General features: G+C 44.2%; 22 protein-coding genes. 13 read left to right on the top strand and 9 right to left on the bottom strand.

The window, feature by feature from the left end:
* Positions 1 to 17: 17 nt before the first annotated feature.
* The 8 genes from hfq (at position 18) to radA (ending at position 6,769) form a co-directional block, all read left to right on the top strand.
* Positions 18 to 560 carry an RNA chaperone Hfq gene (hfq, locus tag RTN07_RS01115; RefSeq protein WP_050324114.1) on the top strand — a complete coding sequence of 181 codons (543 nt, stop codon included), beginning with the start codon at positions 18 to 20 and terminating at the stop codon, positions 558 to 560.
* Positions 561 to 914: 354 nt separating this feature from the next.
* The gene (locus RTN07_RS01120) at positions 915 to 1,883 is read left to right on the top strand and encodes a KpsF/GutQ family sugar-phosphate isomerase (protein WP_203171651.1); all 969 of its coding nucleotides are present in this window, start codon (positions 915 to 917) and stop codon (positions 1,881 to 1,883) included.
* Positions 1,884 to 1,940: 57 nt separating this feature from the next.
* Positions 1,941 to 2,465 carry a KdsC family phosphatase gene (locus RTN07_RS01125; RefSeq protein ID WP_062334430.1) on the top strand — a complete coding sequence of 175 codons (525 nt, stop codon included), beginning with the start codon at positions 1,941 to 1,943 and terminating at the stop codon, positions 2,463 to 2,465.
* A gap of 199 nt (positions 2,466 to 2,664) precedes the next feature.
* Positions 2,665 to 3,237 (top strand): LPS export ABC transporter periplasmic protein LptC, encoded by a 573-nt coding sequence (gene lptC / locus RTN07_RS01130; RefSeq protein WP_007975572.1) that lies wholly within the window; start codon positions 2,665 to 2,667, stop codon positions 3,235 to 3,237.
* A 183-nt stretch (positions 3,238 to 3,420) separates the two neighbouring features.
* The gene (gene lptA, locus RTN07_RS01135) at positions 3,421 to 3,930 is read left to right on the top strand and encodes a lipopolysaccharide transport periplasmic protein LptA (RefSeq protein WP_312175397.1); all 510 of its coding nucleotides are present in this window, start codon (positions 3,421 to 3,423) and stop codon (positions 3,928 to 3,930) included.
* Positions 3,931 to 3,987: 57 nt separating this feature from the next.
* Positions 3,988 to 4,731: an LPS export ABC transporter ATP-binding protein gene (gene lptB / locus RTN07_RS01140; RefSeq protein WP_312174921.1), complete on the top strand. Its 744-nt coding sequence runs from the start codon at positions 3,988 to 3,990 to the stop codon at positions 4,729 to 4,731.
* 35 nt (positions 4,732 to 4,766) lie between these two features.
* Entirely contained in the window at positions 4,767 to 5,201 is a 435-nt protein-coding gene (locus RTN07_RS01145; protein WP_312174922.1) for a PACE efflux transporter, read from the top strand.
* 170 nt (positions 5,202 to 5,371) lie between these two features.
* Positions 5,372 to 6,769, top strand: coding sequence for a DNA repair protein RadA (radA, locus tag RTN07_RS01150; RefSeq protein WP_312174924.1), 1,398 nt, complete (start codon positions 5,372 to 5,374; stop codon positions 6,767 to 6,769).
* Positions 6,770 to 6,846: 77 nt separating this feature from the next.
* On the opposite strand, the gene RTN07_RS01155 is transcribed toward radA, so the two are convergent.
* The 4 genes from RTN07_RS01155 to RTN07_RS01170 all read right to left on the bottom strand — a co-directional run bounded on the left by RTN07_RS01155 (position 6,847) and on the right by RTN07_RS01170 (position 10,347).
* Positions 6,847 to 7,179, bottom strand: a complete 333-nt coding sequence (locus tag RTN07_RS01155) for a hypothetical protein (RefSeq protein ID WP_096488671.1) — start codon at positions 7,177 to 7,179, stop codon at positions 6,847 to 6,849.
* Between the two features lie 227 nt (positions 7,180 to 7,406).
* Positions 7,407 to 8,201, bottom strand: a complete 795-nt coding sequence (locus RTN07_RS01160; RefSeq protein WP_036593505.1) for an ABC transporter ATP-binding protein — start codon at positions 8,199 to 8,201, stop codon at positions 7,407 to 7,409.
* A gap of 67 nt (positions 8,202 to 8,268) precedes the next feature.
* Positions 8,269 to 9,174 carry an ABC transporter permease gene (locus tag RTN07_RS01165; RefSeq protein ID WP_007116341.1) on the bottom strand — a complete coding sequence of 302 codons (906 nt, stop codon included), beginning with the start codon at positions 9,172 to 9,174 and terminating at the stop codon, positions 8,269 to 8,271.
* Between the two features lie 180 nt (positions 9,175 to 9,354).
* The gene (locus tag RTN07_RS01170; protein ID WP_409455526.1) at positions 9,355 to 10,347 is read right to left on the bottom strand and encodes an ABC transporter substrate-binding protein; all 993 of its coding nucleotides are present in this window, start codon (positions 10,345 to 10,347) and stop codon (positions 9,355 to 9,357) included.
* Positions 10,348 to 10,861: 514 nt separating this feature from the next.
* Between RTN07_RS01170 and RTN07_RS01175 the strand changes: the two genes are divergently transcribed.
* Together RTN07_RS01175 and RTN07_RS01180 are read left to right on the top strand one after the other, a co-directional pair.
* Positions 10,862 to 11,113: a hypothetical protein gene (locus RTN07_RS01175; protein ID WP_312174930.1), complete on the top strand. Its 252-nt coding sequence runs from the start codon at positions 10,862 to 10,864 to the stop codon at positions 11,111 to 11,113.
* A gap of 127 nt (positions 11,114 to 11,240) precedes the next feature.
* Positions 11,241 to 11,372, top strand: a complete 132-nt coding sequence (locus tag RTN07_RS01180; RefSeq protein ID WP_309596737.1) for a hypothetical protein — start codon at positions 11,241 to 11,243, stop codon at positions 11,370 to 11,372.
* Between the two features lie 97 nt (positions 11,373 to 11,469).
* On the opposite strand, the gene RTN07_RS01185 is transcribed toward RTN07_RS01180, so the two are convergent.
* Positions 11,470 to 12,531 carry an ABC transporter substrate-binding protein gene (locus tag RTN07_RS01185; protein ID WP_312174934.1) on the bottom strand — a complete coding sequence of 354 codons (1,062 nt, stop codon included), beginning with the start codon at positions 12,529 to 12,531 and terminating at the stop codon, positions 11,470 to 11,472.
* A gap of 454 nt (positions 12,532 to 12,985) precedes the next feature.
* Between RTN07_RS01185 and RTN07_RS01190 the strand changes: the two genes are divergently transcribed.
* Positions 12,986 to 13,147, top strand: coding sequence for a hypothetical protein (locus RTN07_RS01190; RefSeq protein WP_007116336.1), 162 nt, complete (start codon positions 12,986 to 12,988; stop codon positions 13,145 to 13,147).
* Between the two features lie 149 nt (positions 13,148 to 13,296).
* Here RTN07_RS01190 and metG read toward each other — a convergent pair whose 3' ends face one another.
* Complete coding sequence (gene metG / locus RTN07_RS01195) at positions 13,297 to 15,408, bottom strand: methionine--tRNA ligase (RefSeq protein ID WP_312174938.1); 2,112 nt, start codon at positions 15,406 to 15,408, stop codon at positions 13,297 to 13,299.
* Positions 15,409 to 15,620: 212 nt separating this feature from the next.
* On the opposite strand from metG, the gene apbC reads away from it, so the two are divergent.
* Entirely contained in the window at positions 15,621 to 16,847 is a 1,227-nt protein-coding gene (gene apbC / locus RTN07_RS01200; protein WP_312174941.1) for an iron-sulfur cluster carrier protein ApbC, read from the top strand.
* A gap of 119 nt (positions 16,848 to 16,966) precedes the next feature.
* On the opposite strand, the gene RTN07_RS01205 is transcribed toward apbC, so the two are convergent.
* The 3 genes from RTN07_RS01205 to RTN07_RS01215 all read right to left on the bottom strand — a co-directional run bounded on the left by RTN07_RS01205 (position 16,967) and on the right by RTN07_RS01215 (position 19,296).
* Positions 16,967 to 18,292, bottom strand: coding sequence for an LD-carboxypeptidase (locus RTN07_RS01205; protein WP_312174944.1), 1,326 nt, complete (start codon positions 18,290 to 18,292; stop codon positions 16,967 to 16,969).
* Positions 18,293 to 18,352: 60 nt separating this feature from the next.
* Complete coding sequence (locus RTN07_RS01210; RefSeq protein WP_076774400.1) at positions 18,353 to 18,640, bottom strand: hypothetical protein; 288 nt, start codon at positions 18,638 to 18,640, stop codon at positions 18,353 to 18,355.
* A 110-nt stretch (positions 18,641 to 18,750) separates the two neighbouring features.
* Positions 18,751 to 19,296 (bottom strand): hypothetical protein, encoded by a 546-nt coding sequence (locus RTN07_RS01215; protein WP_007116331.1) that lies wholly within the window; start codon positions 19,294 to 19,296, stop codon positions 18,751 to 18,753.
* Between the two features lie 135 nt (positions 19,297 to 19,431).
* Here RTN07_RS01215 and dnaQ point away from each other — a divergent pair, with 135 nt between their 5' ends.
* Entirely contained in the window at positions 19,432 to 21,141 is a 1,710-nt protein-coding gene (dnaQ, locus tag RTN07_RS01220) for a DNA polymerase III subunit epsilon (protein WP_312174947.1), read from the top strand.
* Positions 21,142 to 21,219: the final 78 nt, after the last annotated feature.

A 21,219-nucleotide genomic window follows, 5' to 3' on the forward strand; every position in this document is an offset into this window, starting at 1 on the left:
ATTTCTGGGAGAAACCTATGTCAAAAGGTCAAACACTACAAGACCCTTTCTTAAACTCTTTACGTAAAGACCGTATTCCAGTGTCTATTTTTTTAGTCAATGGCATCAAACTTCAAGGTCAAATCGAATCTTTCGATCAATATGTGGTATTACTCAAAAACACCGTCAGTCAAATGGTCTACAAACACGCCATTTCAACGGTAGTACCTGCCCGTAATCCCCGTTCAGCCACGCCAATGCCAGGGGCAAGTGGATACGGCCAATCTAGCCAACTGGGCTTTGGTCAAACAGGCGGTTTTGAACCACAAGGCTATGGCGCAAATCGCACAGGGTTTGCTAATCGTGGGGGCTTTGGTGACCGCGGCTTTGATGGTGGTTATGACAATGACCCACGTGGCTATTCGCACGAGCGTACAGGGTTTGCCCAAGCACCGTATGATCGCAGTGGTTTTACTGACCGTGGTTTTGATAGCGGCTATGACACTATGAATTTTGAGCCTGCCAAAGATGATACTAATTTTGACGATGATGCCAACGGCAATGGTGAAGACAAGTTTTAATTTTAAATTCCAAACATGATATTACGTGGCGAACCCTATCAGTGTTCGCCATTTTTTATAGCTTTTATAACTTGTCTTTTATAGTTTATTTGGAACTGATTTAGCAATGCTTAGATTGTTAATACAAACTCGATGAAATGTTGTCAAAATATGTATTTTCGGACTTATCCCGTGAATATTGGCTGAAATTACGCTATGATAATCAGACTTTAAAAAATTTTAAATTTTTAGCTTTAAATATTGTTTATGCTAACTATTAAACGCCCGAATAAGCGTAGAGCAATAAGCGCATAAAGATAAGTGCCCGAAAAAAGCGCACCAATAGCCATCTTGAAAAATTAGTGAGGAATTATCTTGGATGCATCGGTTGATTATTTAAAGCATGCCAAAGACGCTATCAAAACAGAACAACATGCTTTAGATTTGCTGATTGAACAGCTAGATGAACGATTTGTGACCGCTTGCCATTTGATCGAAAACTGTCAGGGGCGTGTGGTGGTGACAGGTATGGGTAAGTCAGGGCTTATTGGTCGCAAAATTGCAGCGACTTTTGCCTCAACGGGAACGCCATCTTTTTTTATGCATCCTGGTGAAGCAGGTCATGGCGACCTTGGCATGTTGGTCAAAGGCGATGTGTTAATTGGCATCTCGAACTCAGGTGAGTCAGATGAAATCCGCACGTTACTGCCTGTGGTAAAAAAACTGGGCATTCCGCTCATTAGTATCAGCCGTGACAAACGCGGTATTTTGCCAAGATCTGCCGATGTGGCTTTGACTTTAGGGGCGTCTGAAGAAGCTTGCCCCCTTGGATTGGCACCGACATCAAGTACCACAGCTACTTTGGCGTTAGGAGATGCGTTAGCGGTGGCGTTGGTGCATAGTAAGCATTTTACCTCAGAAGATTTTGCTTTATCACACCCTGCAGGGGCATTGGGTCGCAAATTATTGACCCAAGTAAAAGACTTGATGCATGTAAATAACCTGCCAACCATTGATGAGCATTCGACGCTTAACGAAGCCTTGTTTAGTATGACGGGTGGCAGACTGGGGATGACGGTAATTACCAATGCAAACAATCAAGTCGTGGGTGTATTCACCGATGGCGACTTGCGCCGTGGCTTAGCGCGCCAATTGGGGCTTGATACGCCGATTAGTCAGGTGATGTCAACCAATCCAAAGTCCGTCAATCCTGATATGCGTGCGTCTGATGCGCTCACCTTAATGAATGAACAAAAGATAAATCAGCTATTAATCATTAATGATGATAAGACTTTAGCGGGTATTTTGACCTTGCATGAGCTACTACATGCGGGTGTGAATTAATAGGCTTAAAATAACTACTTTTAAAGTAACTAGGCTTACAATAATAAGGATAAGGTCATGCAAAGTCTGCTCACTAAAGCAAAAAACGTTAAACTATTGGTTATGGATGTGGATGGTGTACTGTCTGATGGAAAAATTATCTATGATGCCAACAGTGTTGAAACCAAAGGCTTTAATGTTCAAGATGGCTTTGGTATTCAGCGTATTCACCAAGCAGGTATTCAAACTGCCATTATAACGGGTCGCACTAGCGCCATTGTCACGCATCGCGCCAAAGAATTAAAAATTACCCATCTAGTGCAAGGGCGGGAAGACAAATTGACGGCGCTCAATGAATTGTTAGCTAAGATTGGTATCTCGCTAGCAGAATGTGCTTATATCGGTGATGATTGGCCAGATATCAAAGCCTTGCAATCCGTCGGATTTGCTGTAGCCGTGGCAAATGCTAATGGCGAAGTCATCAAACGGGTCGACATGGTTACCACGCGCTCAGGCGGAGAAGGGGCAGTTCGTGAGTTATGTGATTTGATTTTAAAAGCAACGGGTCATTACGATGATATTTTGGCCAGTTATGTGGTTTAGGTCATATAACTTGGTTTAAGGGATTTATGCTAAGGGACTTATGCTAAGGGATTTGTTCTAAGTGATTTTTTTGAAAGTGATTTATTTTAAGTGATTTATTTTAAGGTTTAAGCAAGTTGTTTTAAGTGATTTGGCGTATGCGGCTTAGTGTGGTAACGTCCATTTTTATCAAATTTTTTGGCAATGTTAGGTGGCAATCGTGTCAACAAAAACGCTATTTATTTTAGGCTTATTATTTATTATCGTATCGGCCTATTTTTATGCGCAAAACGATGCTCGCTTGACCCAAGTATCCCTCAAACCGACCGATATTGATTACCAAGCAGAGCAAATTAAAGCGCTACAAACGACGGAAACAGGTAGTGTCGGCTATCAGTTAACAGCGGCGCAAGTAACTCATTACCAAAATGCCAATACCGCCGTGATGTCCAAGCCACAGATTGTTATCCGTCCAAAAAATGAGCGTGAAGTAACCTTGGTGGCAGACCAAGCACAATTGGATGAAAATAAGCAGATTGCCAAACTGATAGGTAACGTGACCTTAACTAGCGTTCCGTTGCTCACCCAAAATACCAGTATGTTGAATTTGCCTGTTAAAATGATAGGTAAAAACTTTGTCGGTGATTTGGTCAATAATACAGTGATGACTAATGAACCGCTGACCTTTATCCATGGGAATAATCGGTTTGATGCCAAACAATTTAGTGGTGACTTGGCAACGGGTGATTACGGTTTTGGACAAGTGAGTGTGATGATTCAACCTGCACAGTAGCTAACCCTATCTCTATGGAGTAGAGTGGCTACTGTTAAGACAGCAACTCAGTTGCGATGTTGACGGGACTTAAGTGAGTATCAAAAATCTTTAACTTCGGTGCTAATTTAATCTATATTGTTGATTTTAAAATTTTTATATAAAAGGTTTAACATGATTGTGGTGAAGACTCGACAATTAATAATGGCTGGCGGTGTGGTAGTTGCTGGCATGCTTGCGGCATCGAACGTGGCAAACGCCCTGCCATCAGACGCCAATGAGCCGATTCGGTTGTTGGCAGACAAAGCGACGTACAGTGAGCGCTCTGGGGTGACAAGCTATACAGGCAACGTCACCATTACCCAAGGCACACTCAAAATGGCGGCGGATAATTTAACCGTCAATTTGACGCCAACCCGCGCCATCGAAAGTGCAGTCGCAACAGGGCGTCCTGCCACTATCCAACAAATTGTGACACAAGAAAAGGGCTTAGCGAAAGGTCAGGCGAATCGAATTGATTACAATGTCAAAACAGGGCTTGTCACCCTCACGGGTAATGCGCGCTTGACCCAAAATGGCGGTAGTTTTTCTGGGAATGTCATCCATTACAGTCTAAAAGTGGGTGATATTGAGGCAAAAGCAGGGAATAACCAACGTGTTGAGTTGGTGTTTCCGCCACAATCAACCAACCGTGTGGGCGTTCGTAATCGCTAGTATTGTTTAACTTGCTTTCGCTTTGTTCATTGCTATTGTTTAGTTCTAGGATTTATTATGTCGCAACCGCAAGCCAACCAGACTCTAATCATGCAGCACCTTGCCAAACGCTATGGCAAGCGTTGGGTGGTTAAAGACGTGTCTTTTTCGGTAGAACAAGGACAAGTGGTTGGGTTACTCGGTCCAAATGGGGCGGGTAAGACTACCAGCTTTTATATGGTCGTTGGTCTGGTCAATATGGACAAAGGGCAGATACAGCTGGGCAATCAAGATTTGTCGGCATTGTCCATGCACGAGCGCGCCGCAGCAGGCATTGGCTACTTACCGCAGGAAGCGTCAATTTTTCGCAAATTAACCGTTGAAGAAAATATTTTATCGATTTTGCAGACTCGCACAGATTTGGATAAAGCGGGGCAGCAGCAGCAACTTGAGCAGCTGATTGGGGAATTTAATTTGGGTCATGTGCGCCATTCATTAGGGATGAGCGTGTCAGGCGGTGAGCGCAGACGCTGTGAGATTGCCCGCAGCCTTGCCTCAAATCCCAAGTTTATTTTGCTTGACGAGCCTTTTGCTGGGGTTGACCCGATTTCAGTAGGCGATATCAAAGAGGTGATTATCAAGCTTAAACAGCGCGGCATCGGCGTGCTCATTACCGATCATAATGTACGTGAAACTTTGGCTATCTGTGAACATGCCTATATTGTCAGTGAAGGACAAATTATTGCGGCAGGCACGCCAGCGCATATTTTAGACAATGAGTTGGTACGTAAGGTCTACTTGGGTGAGAACTTCATGGTCTAGCAAGCAGGGTTTAGCAAGATGGCTACAAGCACATCATGACGATAAAAGCACGCATCTGGCAAGCGATTTTATTTGAGACAATCGCCATACTGCTATCATTAGGCTGGGTAAAATTACTCAGCTTTTTTGGCTTTACGGGTAGTGAATCGCAGCCTAACTCAAGTATATTGGCGCTGCTGATTGGCATTTCGCTCATCGCCATGATTTGGACATTTATTTATAACTTACTGTTTGATAAATTTTTTACCGGTGAAAAACTGGCTCGACCGCTATGGCTACGGGTACTGCATATAGTGGGGTTTGAAGGTGGCTTGTTGGGCTTTACCTTACCACTGGTCATGTGGGTGATGAATATTGGACTGTGGCAGGCGTTTATGCTCGATATTTCGTTGACCTTACTTATTTTGGTATATGGATTTATTTTTTACTGGATTTATGACCTGGTCGCCCATAAATATAGCCACAAATAACAGCGATCTTGCGTGTCAAAACTTGTGTGTCAAACATAGCTCGCTATCCCTAATTTCATTGCATTAATTTCATCGCATTGTTTATCCCTCTCATTACCACCAATACGCTTTAAGTTTTTTTATTTTAAATTTTTCTTTATTTTTAAATTTTTCATTGCAAATTGGAATCTATGGCAAAATCAAAATCATCCTACGTATGCCAACAATGTGGCGCAAACTTCGGTAAATGGTCGGGGCAGTGTGCCGAATGTGGCGCATGGAATAGCCTTGTCGAAGCCCCGACGGTCAGCATGCCACATCACAAACCTGTCACCAAAAAAGCTAGTAACTACGCAGGCGAGCAATCGAGCGTCATGCCACTTAATGCTGTGCCTATGTCACTCGATACTAGGCTACCAACGGGTGTTGGTGAGTTTGATCGGGTGTTAGGCGGTGGCTTAGTGGCAGGTTCTGTGGTGCTGATTGGGGGTGATCCCGGTATTGGCAAATCCACTATCTTGCTACAGACGGCGATTCACATGGCAGAAAATCACAGTCTAGCCGGCAGTGCGCTGTATATTACGGGTGAAGAATCGTTGTCACAGGTAGCGATGCGGGCTAGTCGTTTGGGGCTACCCAATAACAACTTAAAAGTATTGGCAGAAACCAATGTTGAAATGATCTGCCAAGCCTTGACCCAAGAGCAACCAGCCGTCGCTATCATTGACTCAATTCAGACTTTGTTTACCGAAGCTATCCAATCTGCGCCAGGCGGTGTCAGTCAAATTCGTGAATCAGCAGCGATTCTGACGCGCTATGCCAAGCAAACAGGTACAGCGTTATTCTTGGTCGGGCATGTGACCAAAGAAGGGGCGCTGGCAGGCCCTCGCGTGCTAGAACATATGGTAGATGCGGTACTGTATTTTGAAGGGCAGTCGGACAGCCGTTTTCGAATGATTCGTGCGGTGAAAAATCGTTTTGGTGCCGTCAACGAGCTGGGCATTTTTGCCATGACGGATGCAGGGCTCAAAGAAGTGGCAAATCCATCGGCGATATTTTTAAGTCGCTATGATAAACCGATTGCAGGCTCAGTGGTCATGGTTAGCCGTGAAGGTACCAGACCGCTACTGGTTGAAGTACAAGCGCTGGTCGATGAATCGCAAGGGCAACCTAGGCGCATGGCACTAGGTTTAGATTATCAGCGCTTAGCCATGTTGCTGGCAGTCATGCACCGCCATGGCGGTATCCAAACCAATGGGCAAGATGTGTATGTCAATGTGGTAGGCGGGGTCAAGGTGCTTGAAACCGGCTCAGATTTGGCGGTTTTATTGGCCTGTGCGTCTAGTATCAAGGAAAAGCCTTTGCCTTATACCCTGGCAGTATTTGGTGAAGTGGGCTTGTCGGGTGAAATCAGACCTGTTCCCAATGGTCAAGAGCGTCTAAAAGAAGCGGTGAAACATGGCTTTACCCATGCGATTGTACCCAAAGCCAATGCCCCCAAAACGCAATTAGAGCAATATCAAGGTCTCAAAATTATCGCGGTTGAGCGATTAGATGATGCGATTGATAGCGCCTTTAATTATCTATAAATAAAGGAATCATCTATAAATAAAAGATATAAAAAAAGCTGAAAAGTAATGTTTCAGCTTTTTTATAATTGACTTTTTTATTCTGCATCAGCCGCAAAATTAAAGTATTTGGATTGACTGCCAATGATTTTTTCAACTGCTTCAATCACTTCATCCACCACATCATCATACACGCCATAGTGAAGCTCATTGCGAAACGAGGTAAACGGACTTTTACGTAGACCTGAACGCACTTCAGTAATACCATTTTTATGGTAAATAAAATCAACTTTACCATTGGTATTTAATACACAGCTTAGCCGTCCATCTTTTACCATCATATCCACGCGCTCTGGCATAAAGATGTATTCATTGACATTTAACGTTTTGTCTTCGACAGCTTTCGTAACAAGTGATTTTAAATCAAACATAGTGACCTCAAAGGATATTGTTTTTTATAATTAAAATTGAGAAAAATAGCAGTATTGGCACTGCTTGCTTATCCAGTGTTATTATGAAGAATTAATTTATCACTGTGTGTAAAAAAATGGATAACTTATGTTATCCATCTTCATCATGTTAAGTGCTAGGGTTTATTTAACTTATTCTATTTAACCCATCTTATTTAACCCATCTTATTTGATTGGGCCCAGTTAAGTTAGCTCAAAATTAAGCTGTCATCTTCTACCACTTCGCCGCGGGTGCGTTCAAACATATTGAGTAAATCATGGACAGTCATGCCTTTGCGTTCATCGCCTGATACGTCTAGTACCACTTGCCCTTGGTGTAGCATGACGGTGCGCGTGCCATGATTGAGCGCTTGCTGCATGGAGTGAGTGACCATCATGGTAGTGAGATTGTTTTCTTGGACAATTTTATCGGTCAGTTCCAAGACGAAAGCGGCGGTTTTTGGGTCAAGGGCAGCCGTGTGTTCATCAAGTAGTAAAATTTTTGATGGCTGCAGGGATGCCATTAATAGGCTAACCGCTTGGCGTTGCCCGCCTGATAACAAACCCATACGGTCAGTGAGTCGATTCTCTAACCCTAATTTTAAAATTGCCAGTTTTTCACGGAAAATTTCACGGTTTTTGTGATTCAATGCGCCTTTTAAAAAACGCGATTCGCCACGCTTGTAAGCAAGTGCCATGTTTTCTTCAATGGTTAAGGCTTCACAAGTACCTGCCATTGGGTCTTGAAAAACGCGTGCTACCCAGTGTGCCCGTTGGTGGGCGGATTTTTTGGTCACGTCAATATTGTTTAAGGTAATTTTGCCGCTATCGACCCGAATCGTGCCAGCGACGGCATTTAAAAACGTCGACTTACCTGCGCCGTTGGTACCAATGACCGTGACAAATTCACCCGCCTCAATACGCAGGCTGATACCACGTAAGGCAGGGTTTTCAATGGGCGTACCAGGATTGAAGGTCAATCGTAGGTTGTCTGCGTTCATCATAAGGCATTGTCCTTTTGCTTTATAAGTTGTTAAGTGCCAAAGTTAACATCAACTATTTGATACCAAGTTAAGCGGCATGCTTATGGCGATTGCTTAAAATTTTTGATTTGATTTTTGGTAGGATTAAAGCAATCACCACCAGCAGTGCGGTGACCAAGTTAACATCTTGAGGACCAAAACCAATCGCACGTAAGGTATCATTTGACAACGCAATTTGGATAAAGAATTTATAAAGAATCGCCCCGACAATAGCAGATAGGGTAATCCACAGCATCTTTTTGGCAGGGATGATGGTTTCACCAATGATAACGGCAGCGAGACCAATCACAATGGTACCAACACCAATGGAAATATCGGCACCGCCTTGGGTTTGCACAAAAATCGCACCAGCAAGCGCAATCAGCCCGTTAGAAATCGCCATACCTAACAAAATGCTACGAGAGGTAGCAATCCCTTGAGCTTGTGACATTCTAAGGTTAGAGCCAGTTGCTCGCATCGCCAAGCCCATCTCAGTGCTAAAGAACCAATCCAAGAAAAACTTGGCAGCAATCACCACACCACCAATCACCACACAGCGCATCCAATAGCCATTACTATCGGTCACCAGTTCGCCAAATATTGTTGGCTCACCGAGCAATGGCAAGTTTGGCGCTTGCATAATACGCAAATTGACGGCATACAGCGCGACCATCACTAAAATACTGGAGAGCAACTGTAAAATACCAAGTTTGACATGTAGCCAAGCCGTTACCAAACCTGCAACACCGCCAGCAAGCATACCAAAGATACAAGCCAGCCAAGGGTTGACATCCGCGATGATTGCCACGCCTGCGACAGCACCGCCTAAGGGAAAACTACCATCCGCGGTCAAATCTGGAAAATCTAACACCCGAAATGAAATGTATACGCCCAAAGCCACTAACGCATAGATTAGACCACTTTCTAGGGCACCAAATAAAGCAAGTAACGACATAACTGTTCACACAAAAAAGTAAAGACCGCTTGTTAATTCAACAAGCAGTCAGGTGTTAAGGTAAACCAAGTGGCGTTAAGCGTAATGCGACTAAAGTAAAAATACGCGCTTTGAAACTTTAGTTGCCACTGGGAAATCAAATTTGCAATCACATTAAAACAGCTAAAACTAACGAATGATTTATTGTTTAGCTTTTGGCGCAGGTTCTACTTGGGCTGCCTGACTAATTAACTCTTGTGGCAGCGTAATACCGACTTCTTGCGCGTGTTTTGGACTAAGGTATAAGTCAAGCTTATTCATCGTGATAGGCTTGATGGTACCTGGTTTCTCGCCTTTTAGGACGCGTCCAACGATTTTACCTGTTTCGATGCCCAAATTTTTGTAGTTGATACCCATTGCTGCGACTGCACCACGGGCAACGGAGTCCGTATCGGATGCCACTAGAGGGACTTTGATTTCTTTAGCTGCTTGGTAAAGCGACTCATAGGCGGATACCACGTTGTTGTCAAGTGAGGTATAGATGAGCTGAACTTTACCTTGTAGACCACGAGTTGCTTGGGGAATATCGGTAGTGCGCTGTGCAGGTGCCGCAACGATGTTGATACCCATCGGTTTAAATTTTGTTTCAAGCGCTTTGAGTACCACGGTTGAGTTGACTTCGCCTGGGCTGTATACATAGCCGACTGATTTGAGATTTGGTACGACTTTTTTCATCAGCTCAATCTGTGGCTCAAGTGGTAACATGTCTGATGCGCCTGTCACGTTGGTGCCAGAGGCTTCCCAAGATTTTATCAGTTTTGCTTCGACAGGGTCGGTAACTGCAGAGAAAATGACAGGAATTGAGTTGGTCGCTGCAATGACGGATTGCGCCGATGGGGTAGCAATAGCAACGATGGCATCGGGCTTATCCGCGGCAAATTGTTTGGCAATCTGACCGGCAGTCGCCGTATTGCCTTGGGCTGACTGGAAATTTACTTTTAGGTTTTGACCTTCCTTAAAGCCTTCGTTGCCAAGCTCTTCAATCACACCTTGACGAACGGCATCTAATGCTGGGTGCTCAACGATTGCTGTGATAGCAACAGACTTGGTATCGCCTGACGCAGCTGTCGTTGCACTTGCTGTGCTTGCCGTACTGGCATCAGCTGTTTTATTGTTAGATTGGCTGCAACCCATCAGGCTTGCCATACAAATTCCACCTAGTATCATTGCTGTGGTCAAACGAGAAACACCAAATATAGCGTTCAACATATATCACTCCAAAAATCCATCCATAGGGTAACAATTAAAAAGGTAATAAAAAGGTAAATCTTAAAAAGGAAAATCTTACACTTCAATAACAATATCCTACAGCATTGTTAAACATTATTTACATTTTATCAGCTAATTTTGCAGCCGCATAGCGTTATATGTATCAGGCAAGTTTGCCAACCATGATAAAAGCTTTAGGTTACTGGTTAAAAGGTGTTTTCTGATAAATTGCTATAACATAACAATTTGCCTCATTTCGCTAATGTATCATTTTTCAATAATAATTCGCTAAGTCATCAGCTAACCAATAAGTCATAGCGTATTGTTTTTAAGTAGAAAGAAAATTACCACAGCATTGTCATATTAAGTTACATTTTAATTTCATAATATAGCTTCATACAAAATTACTTATACAAGGTACAGATAAAGGTGTATGACAATGAAAAAATCGACATTATTAACTAGCTTACTTTTAGCGGGCTCGTTCGTGGCTTCACCCGTTGTTTTGGCAGACCCTGGTCATGGTAAAGCTCAATATAAACAAGAAAAAAACTGGAAACAGCAACAAAAACACTATAAAGATGACCGCAAAGAAAACCAACGCTACAACACGAACCATGATAGAGACCGCGACAGAGGTGATAATCGATACTACGATAGTCGTACGGGTCGCTACCTAACCCATGATTAGTATCGCCAATTACCCCCAGGTCTACAAAAAAATGTTGCACGTGGTAAAGCGGTACCACCAGGCTGGGCAAAAAAAACTAGACAATCGTTACTACACAGTCAAGCGATATAATGACCGAAATGTCTATGTGTTAAATAACAATGCTTATCGCCAGGCAAAAGTTATCAGTCGCCCGCGCCCAGGTGAAGTTCGCCTACGTGTTGACAACCGCGTACTTGATGTCATTGAAGCGACACGTGTTATTTTAAATGTGCTTTAAATTTTTAAATGTGCTTTAAATAAGGCATCGTTTCACTGCCGAGTTTGAAGAACCCGTCTATTTAGTTAGGCGGGTTTTTTTTATTTACCCATAACAATTATTTGTCAATTTTTCGCTCGGGTGTAGTATCAACGTTAATCGCGCCTTTTAATAGTTCAGGATTTAGTGTTAAGCCTTGGGCTTGTGCATGTTTTGGGCTCACATATAAAGTTAATTGGTTCATTACTTCGGGTTTAACTTGACTGACAGGCGTGCCATCCAAAATTTTGCCTACCATTTTGCCTGTGGTACGCCCAAAGTCATAATCATTGACACCGAGTGCTGCCGTAGCACCGCGGCGGACGCTAAACTCATCGGAGGCGATGATGGGAAGTTTTAGTGCATTGGCTGATTGCACCATCGATTCAAATGCCGATGCCACATTATTGTCCATTGAGGTATAAATCAGCTGGGCTTTGCCGCCAAGACTGTTAGTTGCCATGGCAATATCAGTCGGACGGTTGGCTGGGATATCCACTAAGTTCATGCCACGCTTTGGTAGCGCAATGTTGAGTTTATCGCGCAGCGCTACCGAATTCATTTCACCTGCGCTAAACACATAGCCAATGGATTTGGCTGACGGCATGATTTTTTGTATAAAGTCAAGCTGCGGTGCTAGCGGTAATTGGCTGGATAAACCTGTGATGTTGGGCTGAGTCGGGGTGTTTTGTTGAGTAATGAGCTTGGCAGCGACAGGATCTGACACTGCTGTATAAACAATCGGTATCTCTTTGCTAGCGGCAGCCAACGACTGAGCGGTAGGGGTGGAGATTGCCACGATAGCATCAGGTTTGTCGGCGACAAATTGTTTGGATATTTGTCCTGCCGTTGCTGTATTGCCTTGTGCTGACTGAAAATTTACGGTTAGATTTTGCCCTTTGATATACCCTTCAGCAGCCAATTCATCAAGGATACCTTGGCGAATGGCGTCGAGCGATGGGTGCGCCACAATCGCAGAAATGGCGATGGTTTTATTGGGTTTTTGGCTGGCAGTGGCTGAGGATTTGCTAGCCGTGTCCATAGAGGTTTGCGCGTCTGGTTTCTGAGGTGAGCAGGCGGCTAAAGATAAACCAAGAAGGGCGCAGATAGCGGATAATTGACCGCGTGTGGTTGACAACATAGTATTCCCCAATCATCAAAATTGTTTTGTGAGCAGAGTATATCATTTCAACGTACTAGTTTGCTATAACATAAATGAAAGTTTGCTATCCTCTATACATATCATACATAAGTTTTTTTATTGCTTAGCGGTTTTTATGAACATTAGTCTTTTAAAAAAGTGTTGTAAATATTGCTGTCTGAGTAGGTTTAATTACATAAAGCGCTTAGTGGAAACAAAAAGACCTTAATTGAAACATAAAGTATCAAAATAATTGGATATTTCATGAAACTGTCATAATAAAATGGTATGAAAATCTTTCGATATCTTTTAGAATACAACTTCTACTCGCAGCATTATTTATCTTTTTTAAACGATTCGTTGCAGCGTTGATTAAGTTAAACATGTCTGTGCTTAGTAAAGGTAAATGATTCACAGATGGAATCATCGTACACTAACTCAACAAGGAGGCTATATGAACTCATCAAACTTGATGGCAGGCGTATTAGTAGTTGGTGCTATTCTACCTTCGGCTGAAGCACCCCATTATTGCCAATACAATAAGTCAGCTAATCCAGTTAGAGCCAATCGAAAATCTATACCCGTTCGCATTAGCGTTAGCAAAAGCGACCGTTAATCGGGCGACATTATTGATTTTTTGATATTTAGGATAGCTTAATAAAAAAACCGCTGATGATTACCAGCGGTTTTTTGTTGTGACCAAAAAAATGATTAAGAATGTGTCAAAATGTTTCAGCTCATCGCCATCAATCACAGTTAAGCCCATTAAGCAAGGGTCGCACCCGCAGGGATATGGTCATCTAGCGTAACCACGGTCAATTGACCCGCTTTTTCAGCCGATAAAATCATACCTTCAGAAATACCAAACTTCATTTTTCGTGGCGCAAGGTTGGTGACGCAGACCACGGTTTTGCCTACCAATTGTTCAGGGTTATAGAATTTGGCGATACCACTAAACACATTGCGCGTTTTCACATTGCCCTGCGCATCTGTCTCACCCACATCTAGGGTAAATTGCAGCAATTTATCTGCACCTTCCACGTTATTGCAGGCTAGTACTTTTGCTACGGTCATCGTGACTTTGGCGAAGTCATCGATACCAATCAATGCGTTAGCATCAGTGGGTTGTTCGCTAGCGGCGGCTTTGGTTTTGCTAGTGCCCGCTTGCCCATTTGCTGGTTGATTGGCGATAGCAGGCTGTTTGTTTAAATCTTCTTTTGAAGCGTCCACCATCGCAGCAACTTTATCTTTGTCAACACGCTGCATCAATGGGGTAAAGGCGTTGATGGTATGCCCAACCAATAACGCATGACGGCTATCAAAATCTAGGCTGTTAACATTGAGAAAAATTCGTGCTTTCTCACACATCAATGGCAATACAGGGGCAAGATAAACCACCAATTGACGGAAGATATTAAGCGCGACGGTACACACCGCTTGTACTTCGGCTTGTTGACCTTCGACTTTGTTAAGAGCCCACGGTTTTTTGTCATCGATGTACTCATTGGCTTTGTCTGCACACGCCATAATCAGCCGCATGGCTTTGCTAAATTCGCGCGCTTCATAAGCGGCAGCGATGTCTTCGCCCGCATCAATGATTTGTTGCACCAAAGCAGGCTCGCTGATTGTTAGTGCCAGTTTACTGCCATGATTTTTATGGATAAACCCTGCGCAGCGGCTAGCGATATTGACGACCTTACCCACCAAGTCTGAATTGACTTTTTGCATGAAGTCTTCAAGATCAAGATTGATATCTTCGACACTGGCAGATAATTTGCTAGCGAAGTAGTAGCGTAAGTATTCGGGGTCAAGGTTTTGTAAGTAGGTATCAGCTTTGATAAAGGTGCCGCGAGATTTACTCATTTTCTCGCCATTGACGGTTAAGAAGCCATGCGCATTGATGGCAGTTGGGGTTCTAAATCCTGCGCCTTCCAGCATCGCTGGCCAAAACAGGGCGTGGAAATACACGATATCTTTACCGATAAAGTGATAAACTTCGGTGTTGTTATGATTTTCTTTTGACCAATACTCATCAAAATTTAAGCCTAACTGCGCACCTTGTTGGTCACACAAGTTTTTGAAACTTGCCATATAACCGACAGGCGCATCGAGCCACACATAAAAATACTTGTCGGGTTCACTGGCTGGGGTGTTTGGGATTTTAAAGCCAAAATACGGCGCATCGCGGCTGATATCCCAGTTGGCAAGCCCTGCATCAAACCATTCTTGTAATTTGTTGGCGATAGAGGTCTGCAGGCGACCTTCTTTACGCGTCCAATCCTGCAAAAATTCGTTAAAATTTGGCAGGTTAAAGAAGTAATGGATGGATGATTTCAAAACAGGCGTTGCACCTGAAAGCGTTGAGTAGGGATTTTTGAGTTCGGTGGCATTGTAGGTCGTGCCGCAGACTTCGCAGTTATCGCCGTATTGGTCTTTTGCGCCACATTTTGGGCATTCGCCTTTGACAAAACGGTCTGCCAAAAACAAGCCTTTTTCTGGGTCATACAGCTGTTCAACTGCTTTGTGCGAGATATGACCGTTTTCATACAAGCGATTATAAATCAGCTGGGAGTAATGCTCATTTTCAGGGCTATGGGTTGAGTAGTAGTTGTCAAAATCAACCAAAAATCCCGCAAAATCTTTTTCATGGGAGGCTTTGACATCGGCAATTTGCTCTTCAGGGGTGACACCGTTGGCTTCTGCTTTGAGCATAATCGCTGTGCCATGGGCATCATCGGCACACACATAGGTCGCTTGATGACCCAGTGATTTCATAGCACGTACCCAAATATCGGTCTGGATGTACTCAACCAAATGCCCCAAATGAATCGGACCATTGGCATAGGGTAGGGCGCTAGTAACTAAAATTTTTCTCACAATACACCTGTTATTGATTTGTTTAAAAAAATGTCATTATTGCTGTATGATAGCTTAAATCGCATCATTTCCCAACCAATGGGCATCAATCAAACAAGAAAAATTACTTTTCACACAGATATGTTCAATCTGTCTCTGTGAAAATTGGCAATAAACCCCACTTAACAGTGGTTAAAATCGTTAAAATAACAACATTGGGGTAAGCAACTATCATGTTCAACTTTATTAAACCAAAAACCGTGGCAACAGTGGATGAGTCCACGCTTAATCAGTTATTGGATGACTACCGTGTCAATAACCAGCCAATTCGCCACTATGTCAAAGGGGTTAAACAGCAAGGTAATAGTCTGACATTGGATTTGCGCTTGCCCGATGACTGCAATCCTGAACAAATCCATCATGATTTGAGCCAAAAGCTACATATTCATGGGGTCAGTGAAGTGAATATGAATATTACCTTGTTTGACAGCACTACTGCGCCAAAACCTACGACCAAAGGTAGTGGCTCAACCCTACCCAAAACCACCAATGCCATGCCACCCGTCACTCAGGCCGCGCCACAAAGTGACAAATTAGTCACAGAAACCCCTGAACCTGCGATTGCCAAAAAAGCCACCACCCAAGCTGAATTAACACCGCATCCACGTATCGAGCATATTATTGTGGTGGCTTCGGGCAAAGGCGGCGTTGGTAAATCGACGACGACAGTGAATATCGCCTTGGCGCTGCAAAAATTGGGCAAACGCGTGGGCGTGCTGGATGCCGATATCTACGGCCCCAGTATTCCAAGTATGCTTGGCGTGGCAGGTCAGCAGCCGCAGCTCGAGCATGAGCAATTCGTACCGATTGCCGCGCAAGGCATACCGATGCTATCTATCGGTAGCTTGTTGAGTGATGACACCACCCCGATTGCTTGGCGCGGTGCCAAAGCCACAGGCGCACTGATGCAACTTTACAACCAAACCAACTGGCCAAATCTTGATTATTTGGTGATTGATATGCCACCTGGGACAGGGGATATTCAGTTGACGCTCGCCCAGCGTATTCCTGTGACCGGTGCGGTGATTGTGACCACACCGCAGCATATTGCCTTGCTAGATGCGCAAAAAGGCATTGAGATGTTCCGCAAAACCCATATCCCTGTGCTGGGCGTGGTAGAAAATATGGCACTGCATACTTGTAGTAGCTGTGGGCATACCGAAGCGATTTTTGGCGAAGGCGGCGGAGATAAAATGGCAGCACAGTATCAAGTGCCGCTGCTGGGGCAATTACCACTGGCAAAAGGCATCCGCGAGCAAGCCGATAAGGGCGAGCCATCCGTCATTGCTAATCAAGGCGCAGGCGATGAATTTGCCGACTATTATCTCAATATCGCTAAAAATATCGAAGCCAATATTGCCAAATTTGCCAAACCGCATGATAACAATCGGATTTTTTAGTGCGATTGGAAAGTCAAAGAGTGTGTGTTAAATAAACCTGTTTGGGTAGCATACAAACAGGTTTTAACTAACATACGGAAAACCCCGCTAGCCCAATGATACTTTAGATCAATAATACGTTAGACGAATAATTTAGTTAAATCCAAATTAGCAAAGTTTATATCGGTTTTAAGATGATAAAACTGGTTGAATGTCGCTTGATAACCACTACCCACATTGTCAAGTGTCACAGGCACACCGAGCGGAAAATTAATGCGTCTTGCCACATGCCCAAAGGGGAAATCTGTGTAGATGGGTCGCCCTGTGGTTTGTTGGATGGTACGGATGACGGTATCAAAGGTGTAATCGCCATTGTAAGCATCACTGATGCCGCTAAAATTAAATTTGCCGAGCACAATTGCCTGCTGTTTTGCCACAATACCTGATAACACCAAGGTTTGTAGCATACGCTCGATACGGTAAGGCTGCTCACCGGTATCTTCCAAAAACAAAATCCCGTTGTCGACAGCTGGCATATACGGTGTGCCCACCATTGCAGATAACACACTAAGATTACCGCCCCATAAGATGCCTTTTATCGGCTTAGCCAAGGGACGCGCAGTGTCACGATAAAGCTGAGTTTCTGGCACTTGGATACTTAGCTGGTTTTGGGTACAAAGGTTGATAAAACTTTGGATGGTATCAGTATTCACCGCTGTTTTGCCAAAGTCACTACTTAGCATTGCCCCTGCCACATAGGGGAGATGACCTTTGGCGTACATGGCAAGCTGCAAGGCAGTAAAATCACTAAATCCCATCAAAAGTGTGCCGCGATCTTTGAGTTTTTGCGTCAACGTTCGCCACTGCTGATCACTTAGTTTGTTGAGCAAACGCATCGCGCCATAGCCGCCGCGCACGCCGAGTAATATCTTAGGCAATTGGTGTAAAGGTTGATTGAGTAACGCGGTAATATCGCCCAATCGCTCACTGTCTGAACCTGCAAAGCGCAAATAACGTCGGCTAATCACTTCTGGATTGTCGATATAAAATCCGGCTTGGGTGAGTCGGTGAATCGCCAGTAAGTTACGCTGTTCATCACTGCCAAATCCCGATGGTGCTACCAGATGGAGGTGGACGCCGCGACCTTTGAGTGCTTCACAATTGGCTTTGATGGTCGCAAAGTCCCATTGGGGCCATTGGGGATTGATGGGCACTGTTTCCATGGGCGTATTGCCATTGGGCATAGCGCCGGGCTCGCCAAAAGCCATGTTATCAGCATCATTGTTTGACCCATACCGCTGTGAAGGTTGGCTAATCACTTGCCCGCCAATGGTCAAATCCGCTTTTGCACCCGTTACCGTCGCTGCCGATAGCGCTATGCCTGTTTTTAGCAGTCGACGCCGCGTCAAGCCAGCCAAGTGGGTGGCAGTCATGTGGGCGTGAGTATTCGCCATTTTTTGAGACATTTTATTATCCAAACAAATTCATCGACTTACAAAAATCATGGTTCAACTAATCGGGTATATTTAATCAGGTATATTCATCTTGTTGTTGGTATCTGCCGAAATACCATAATAAAAAACCCCTGTCGCCACCAAACTCGATACCAACACAAACATCATATCAAGCGCAGCTTTGTGCATAACATATAAATTCAATAGCGCAAAGACCACGAGCGCGACCACAAAAAAAATCGCCGAGTATTGCCATTTTTTATCAGTTGGGATGGCGGCGTCTTTGTAGTGGAAATGACGGATACTAAAGCCACTAGTGTATGCCACTAAGCCTAGCACTAACCATGCAAAAAAATTCATCGCTTATTCTCTATTAATCGTTTGGGTTAAAATTTGGATGAGATATATTAACTCAAGCATCAAATCAAGCAGCAAACCAAGCTCATCAAGTCAAGCAGCAACTCAGGTGATTACAGTTTGGTGGTTTGCTCGCATGCCACTTTATAGACAGTATTGCTACCTTTGTAGATATAACCCAGATACGGGCTGTCAAATTGCGGGTTTAGGCTTGCAAAACTATCGGTGATTTTGGCGAGCACAAACACGCGGTCGGGACGGGCAATGACTTTTTCTAAGTATTGATGTTCATCGGCTTTGATGTCAAAGTATTTTTGTATATCTGGGCTGTCAGTGGCGATGACTTGCATGGCTTCAGGCTTGTCCCAGTTTTTGCTGGGGTCGTTAAACTCGCGCATTTGCATGGCATAGTTGTCACCATTTTTGATGATTTTGATTTGGGCAGGTTCCGTATGGCTGACTGTGTAACAGCCCACAAACACATCATCGCTAGCGGCAGGTTCTGATAACGCTGGCGACGGTTTTGCGCCATCGCTGCTAGTTGTTGCAGGGGATTGGGGCTTGTTACAAGCCGCTAAATTTAGGCTTAGCGCACAGACCATAGCCATACCCGCCTTGGTCAACACGGGTGACACGAGCGCACGAGATTTGTTTTGCATAGACGTCCTTTAAACCTGCAGATAGCAACTATAAGCGGTTATTATAGACGTTTTGGCATGGCTTTTTATGCTTTTTTTTCTTATACTGAGGGCTGTTTTTTTGATTGTTTTGCTGTTTTATATGGGTTGTTATCTATGTCAAATCATGCCTTAACGCCCCTTGTGGGTCGAACCCTTGCTTACACTGATGGCGCCTGCCGTGGCAATCCTGGTAAAGGGGGCTTTGGTGCTGTGGTGATTTTACCTACGGGTGAGCAAATTGATATTTGCGGGGGTGAAGCACATACCACCAACAACCGTATGGAGCTAATGGGTGCGATTGCCGCACTGGAAAACAGCCCAAAAGCGTTACCGATTCAAATCTGGTCAGACTCTAGCTATGTCATCAAAGGCATCAGCGAATGGCTGGCGGGGTGGAAAAAGAAACATTGGAAAAATGTCAAAAATGTGGAATTATGGCAGCGACTTGATAAGCTGTGCGAGCAGCGACAAATTGACTGGCAATGGGTCAAAGGACACGCCGGTCATGATGGCAATGAATATGCCGATAAGCTTGCAAACCAAGGCATTGATCAACTGCCCAAAAGTTTTAACAAAGTGATTAAAAATCCACCCAATCTCACGACTGATTTAGATGTTAAATCGAATTTTAGTGATAAAAACCCTGATTTTGATGATAAAAAAAAAGACCTGCCCATGAATCCAATGTCAACCGATAACAACCCAGTCCTCAATCACTCAGCGTTAACCCGTGATTTTAGCGATGCGTCTTTTGATGACGCGCAAGATATGGAGTTTGCCGACAGTGAGATAATGGGGGATATCTTTTTGCAGGCACTCGACGGTGAGCCAGCCCCAAGCACTATTCAAACAAGCACTATCCAAACAAGCAAGGCTCAAACCCGCCATACTCAAGCTAGCCATACTCAAAGTGTCGATGTATCAACTCAGTCATCGTTAGGGGGGCAGGCAACTGACTTACCAACAAGTGCTAACCCACATTTTGCGGTGTTCACCAACCCACAAGGGCAATTTGTCGCGCAAGATGACAGTTTGATTGCTCAGCGTCCCGTGTTTAACGGTATTACCAGTCAGCCCAATCCGACCTTTATACCTTTATTACCCATCGCCAAACACAAAGGGACTGCCAATCGGCAGCTGATTCTCGATACTGAGACCACAGGGTTTGAAGCGCAAAATGGTGACCGTATCATTGAGGTCGGTATCGTTGAGATGATTAATCGACGTTTTACCGGTGAAAAACTGCATGTCTATATCAACCCAAAAATTGAGATGGGTGAGGAAGTCATTCGCGTTCATGGCATTCACAATGTGTTTTTAAATGATATGCCCGTGTTTGAGCAAGTCGGTGAAGCGATTTATGACTTTTTGCAAGGCGCAGAAATCATCGCGCATAACGCGGGGTTTGATATGAGCTTTTTGCAAGCTGAGTTTGCGCGACTTGGCTTGCCCGATATCAACCAAGCCGTCACCGTGACAGACAGCCTTGCCATCGCCAAACGCATGTTCGCAGGGCAGCGCAATACCTTGGACGCGTTGGTGAAACGTCTCAATGTCGGTAAACAAGACCGTACCTTCCACGGGGCATTACTCGATGCCGAGATTTTAGCGGAAGTGTATCTGGCGATGACAGGTGGACAGGTTGCGTTGGCGATTGATGATGAGGTCGGCGGCGGTGTCGGCGGCGCAACTGAGCATCAGCGTTTTAGCACGACTATCAAGCGCTTTTTGGCAAGTAGTGATGCTGAGCAGGCGCATCTTGAATGGCTTAACGCCTTAAAAGATAACAACCCGCAGCTGGCTGAAAACTGGGCGAGTGTTTAACAATAAACAATGCCTCATTAAATTTTGTAAAGGCATTTCTTTGATGGGCAAAATTTCATGATAGAGTGTAATTATTCT

The sequence above is a fragment of the Moraxella sp. CTOTU46934 genome (assembly GCF_031979465.1).
Taxonomy (GTDB): Bacteria; Pseudomonadota; Gammaproteobacteria; order Pseudomonadales; family Moraxellaceae; genus Faucicola; species Faucicola tetraodonis.

Bases quoted from the DNA above. Each gene is read 5' to 3' on its own strand.
- hfq (WP_050324114.1), top strand. From the start codon at position 18: ATGTCAAAAGGTCAAACACTACAAGACCCTTTCTTAAACTCTTTACGT.
- RTN07_RS01125 (WP_062334430.1), top strand. From the start codon at position 1,941: ATGCAAAGTCTGCTCACTAAAGCAAAAAACGTTAAACTATTGGTTATG.
- lptA (WP_312175397.1), top strand. From the start codon at position 3,421: ATGGCTGGCGGTGTGGTAGTTGCTGGCATGCTTGCGGCATCGAACGTG.
- lptB (WP_312174921.1), top strand. From the start codon at position 3,988: ATGTCGCAACCGCAAGCCAACCAGACTCTAATCATGCAGCACCTTGCC.
- RTN07_RS01145 (WP_312174922.1), top strand. From the start codon at position 4,767: ATGACGATAAAAGCACGCATCTGGCAAGCGATTTTATTTGAGACAATC.
- radA (WP_312174924.1), top strand. From the start codon at position 5,372: ATGGCAAAATCAAAATCATCCTACGTATGCCAACAATGTGGCGCAAAC.
- RTN07_RS01155 (WP_096488671.1), bottom strand. From the start codon at position 7,179: ATGTTTGATTTAAAATCACTTGTTACGAAAGCTGTCGAAGACAAAACG.
- RTN07_RS01160 (WP_036593505.1), bottom strand. From the start codon at position 8,201: ATGATGAACGCAGACAACCTACGATTGACCTTCAATCCTGGTACGCCC.
- RTN07_RS01165 (WP_007116341.1), bottom strand. From the start codon at position 9,174: ATGTCGTTACTTGCTTTATTTGGTGCCCTAGAAAGTGGTCTAATCTAT.
- RTN07_RS01170 (WP_409455526.1), bottom strand. From the start codon at position 10,347: ATGGGTTGCAGCCAATCTAACAATAAAACAGCTGATGCCAGTACGGCA.
- RTN07_RS01175 (WP_312174930.1), top strand. From the start codon at position 10,862: ATGAAAAAATCGACATTATTAACTAGCTTACTTTTAGCGGGCTCGTTC.
- RTN07_RS01185 (WP_312174934.1), bottom strand. From the start codon at position 12,531: ATGTTGTCAACCACACGCGGTCAATTATCCGCTATCTGCGCCCTTCTT.
- RTN07_RS01190 (WP_007116336.1), top strand. From the start codon at position 12,986: ATGAACTCATCAAACTTGATGGCAGGCGTATTAGTAGTTGGTGCTATT.
- apbC (WP_312174941.1), top strand. From the start codon at position 15,621: ATGTTCAACTTTATTAAACCAAAAACCGTGGCAACAGTGGATGAGTCC.
- RTN07_RS01205 (WP_312174944.1), bottom strand. From the start codon at position 18,292: ATGTCTCAAAAAATGGCGAATACTCACGCCCACATGACTGCCACCCAC.
- RTN07_RS01210 (WP_076774400.1), bottom strand. From the start codon at position 18,640: ATGAATTTTTTTGCATGGTTAGTGCTAGGCTTAGTGGCATACACTAGT.
- RTN07_RS01215 (WP_007116331.1), bottom strand. From the start codon at position 19,296: ATGCAAAACAAATCTCGTGCGCTCGTGTCACCCGTGTTGACCAAGGCG.
- dnaQ (WP_312174947.1), top strand. From the start codon at position 19,432: ATGTCAAATCATGCCTTAACGCCCCTTGTGGGTCGAACCCTTGCTTAC.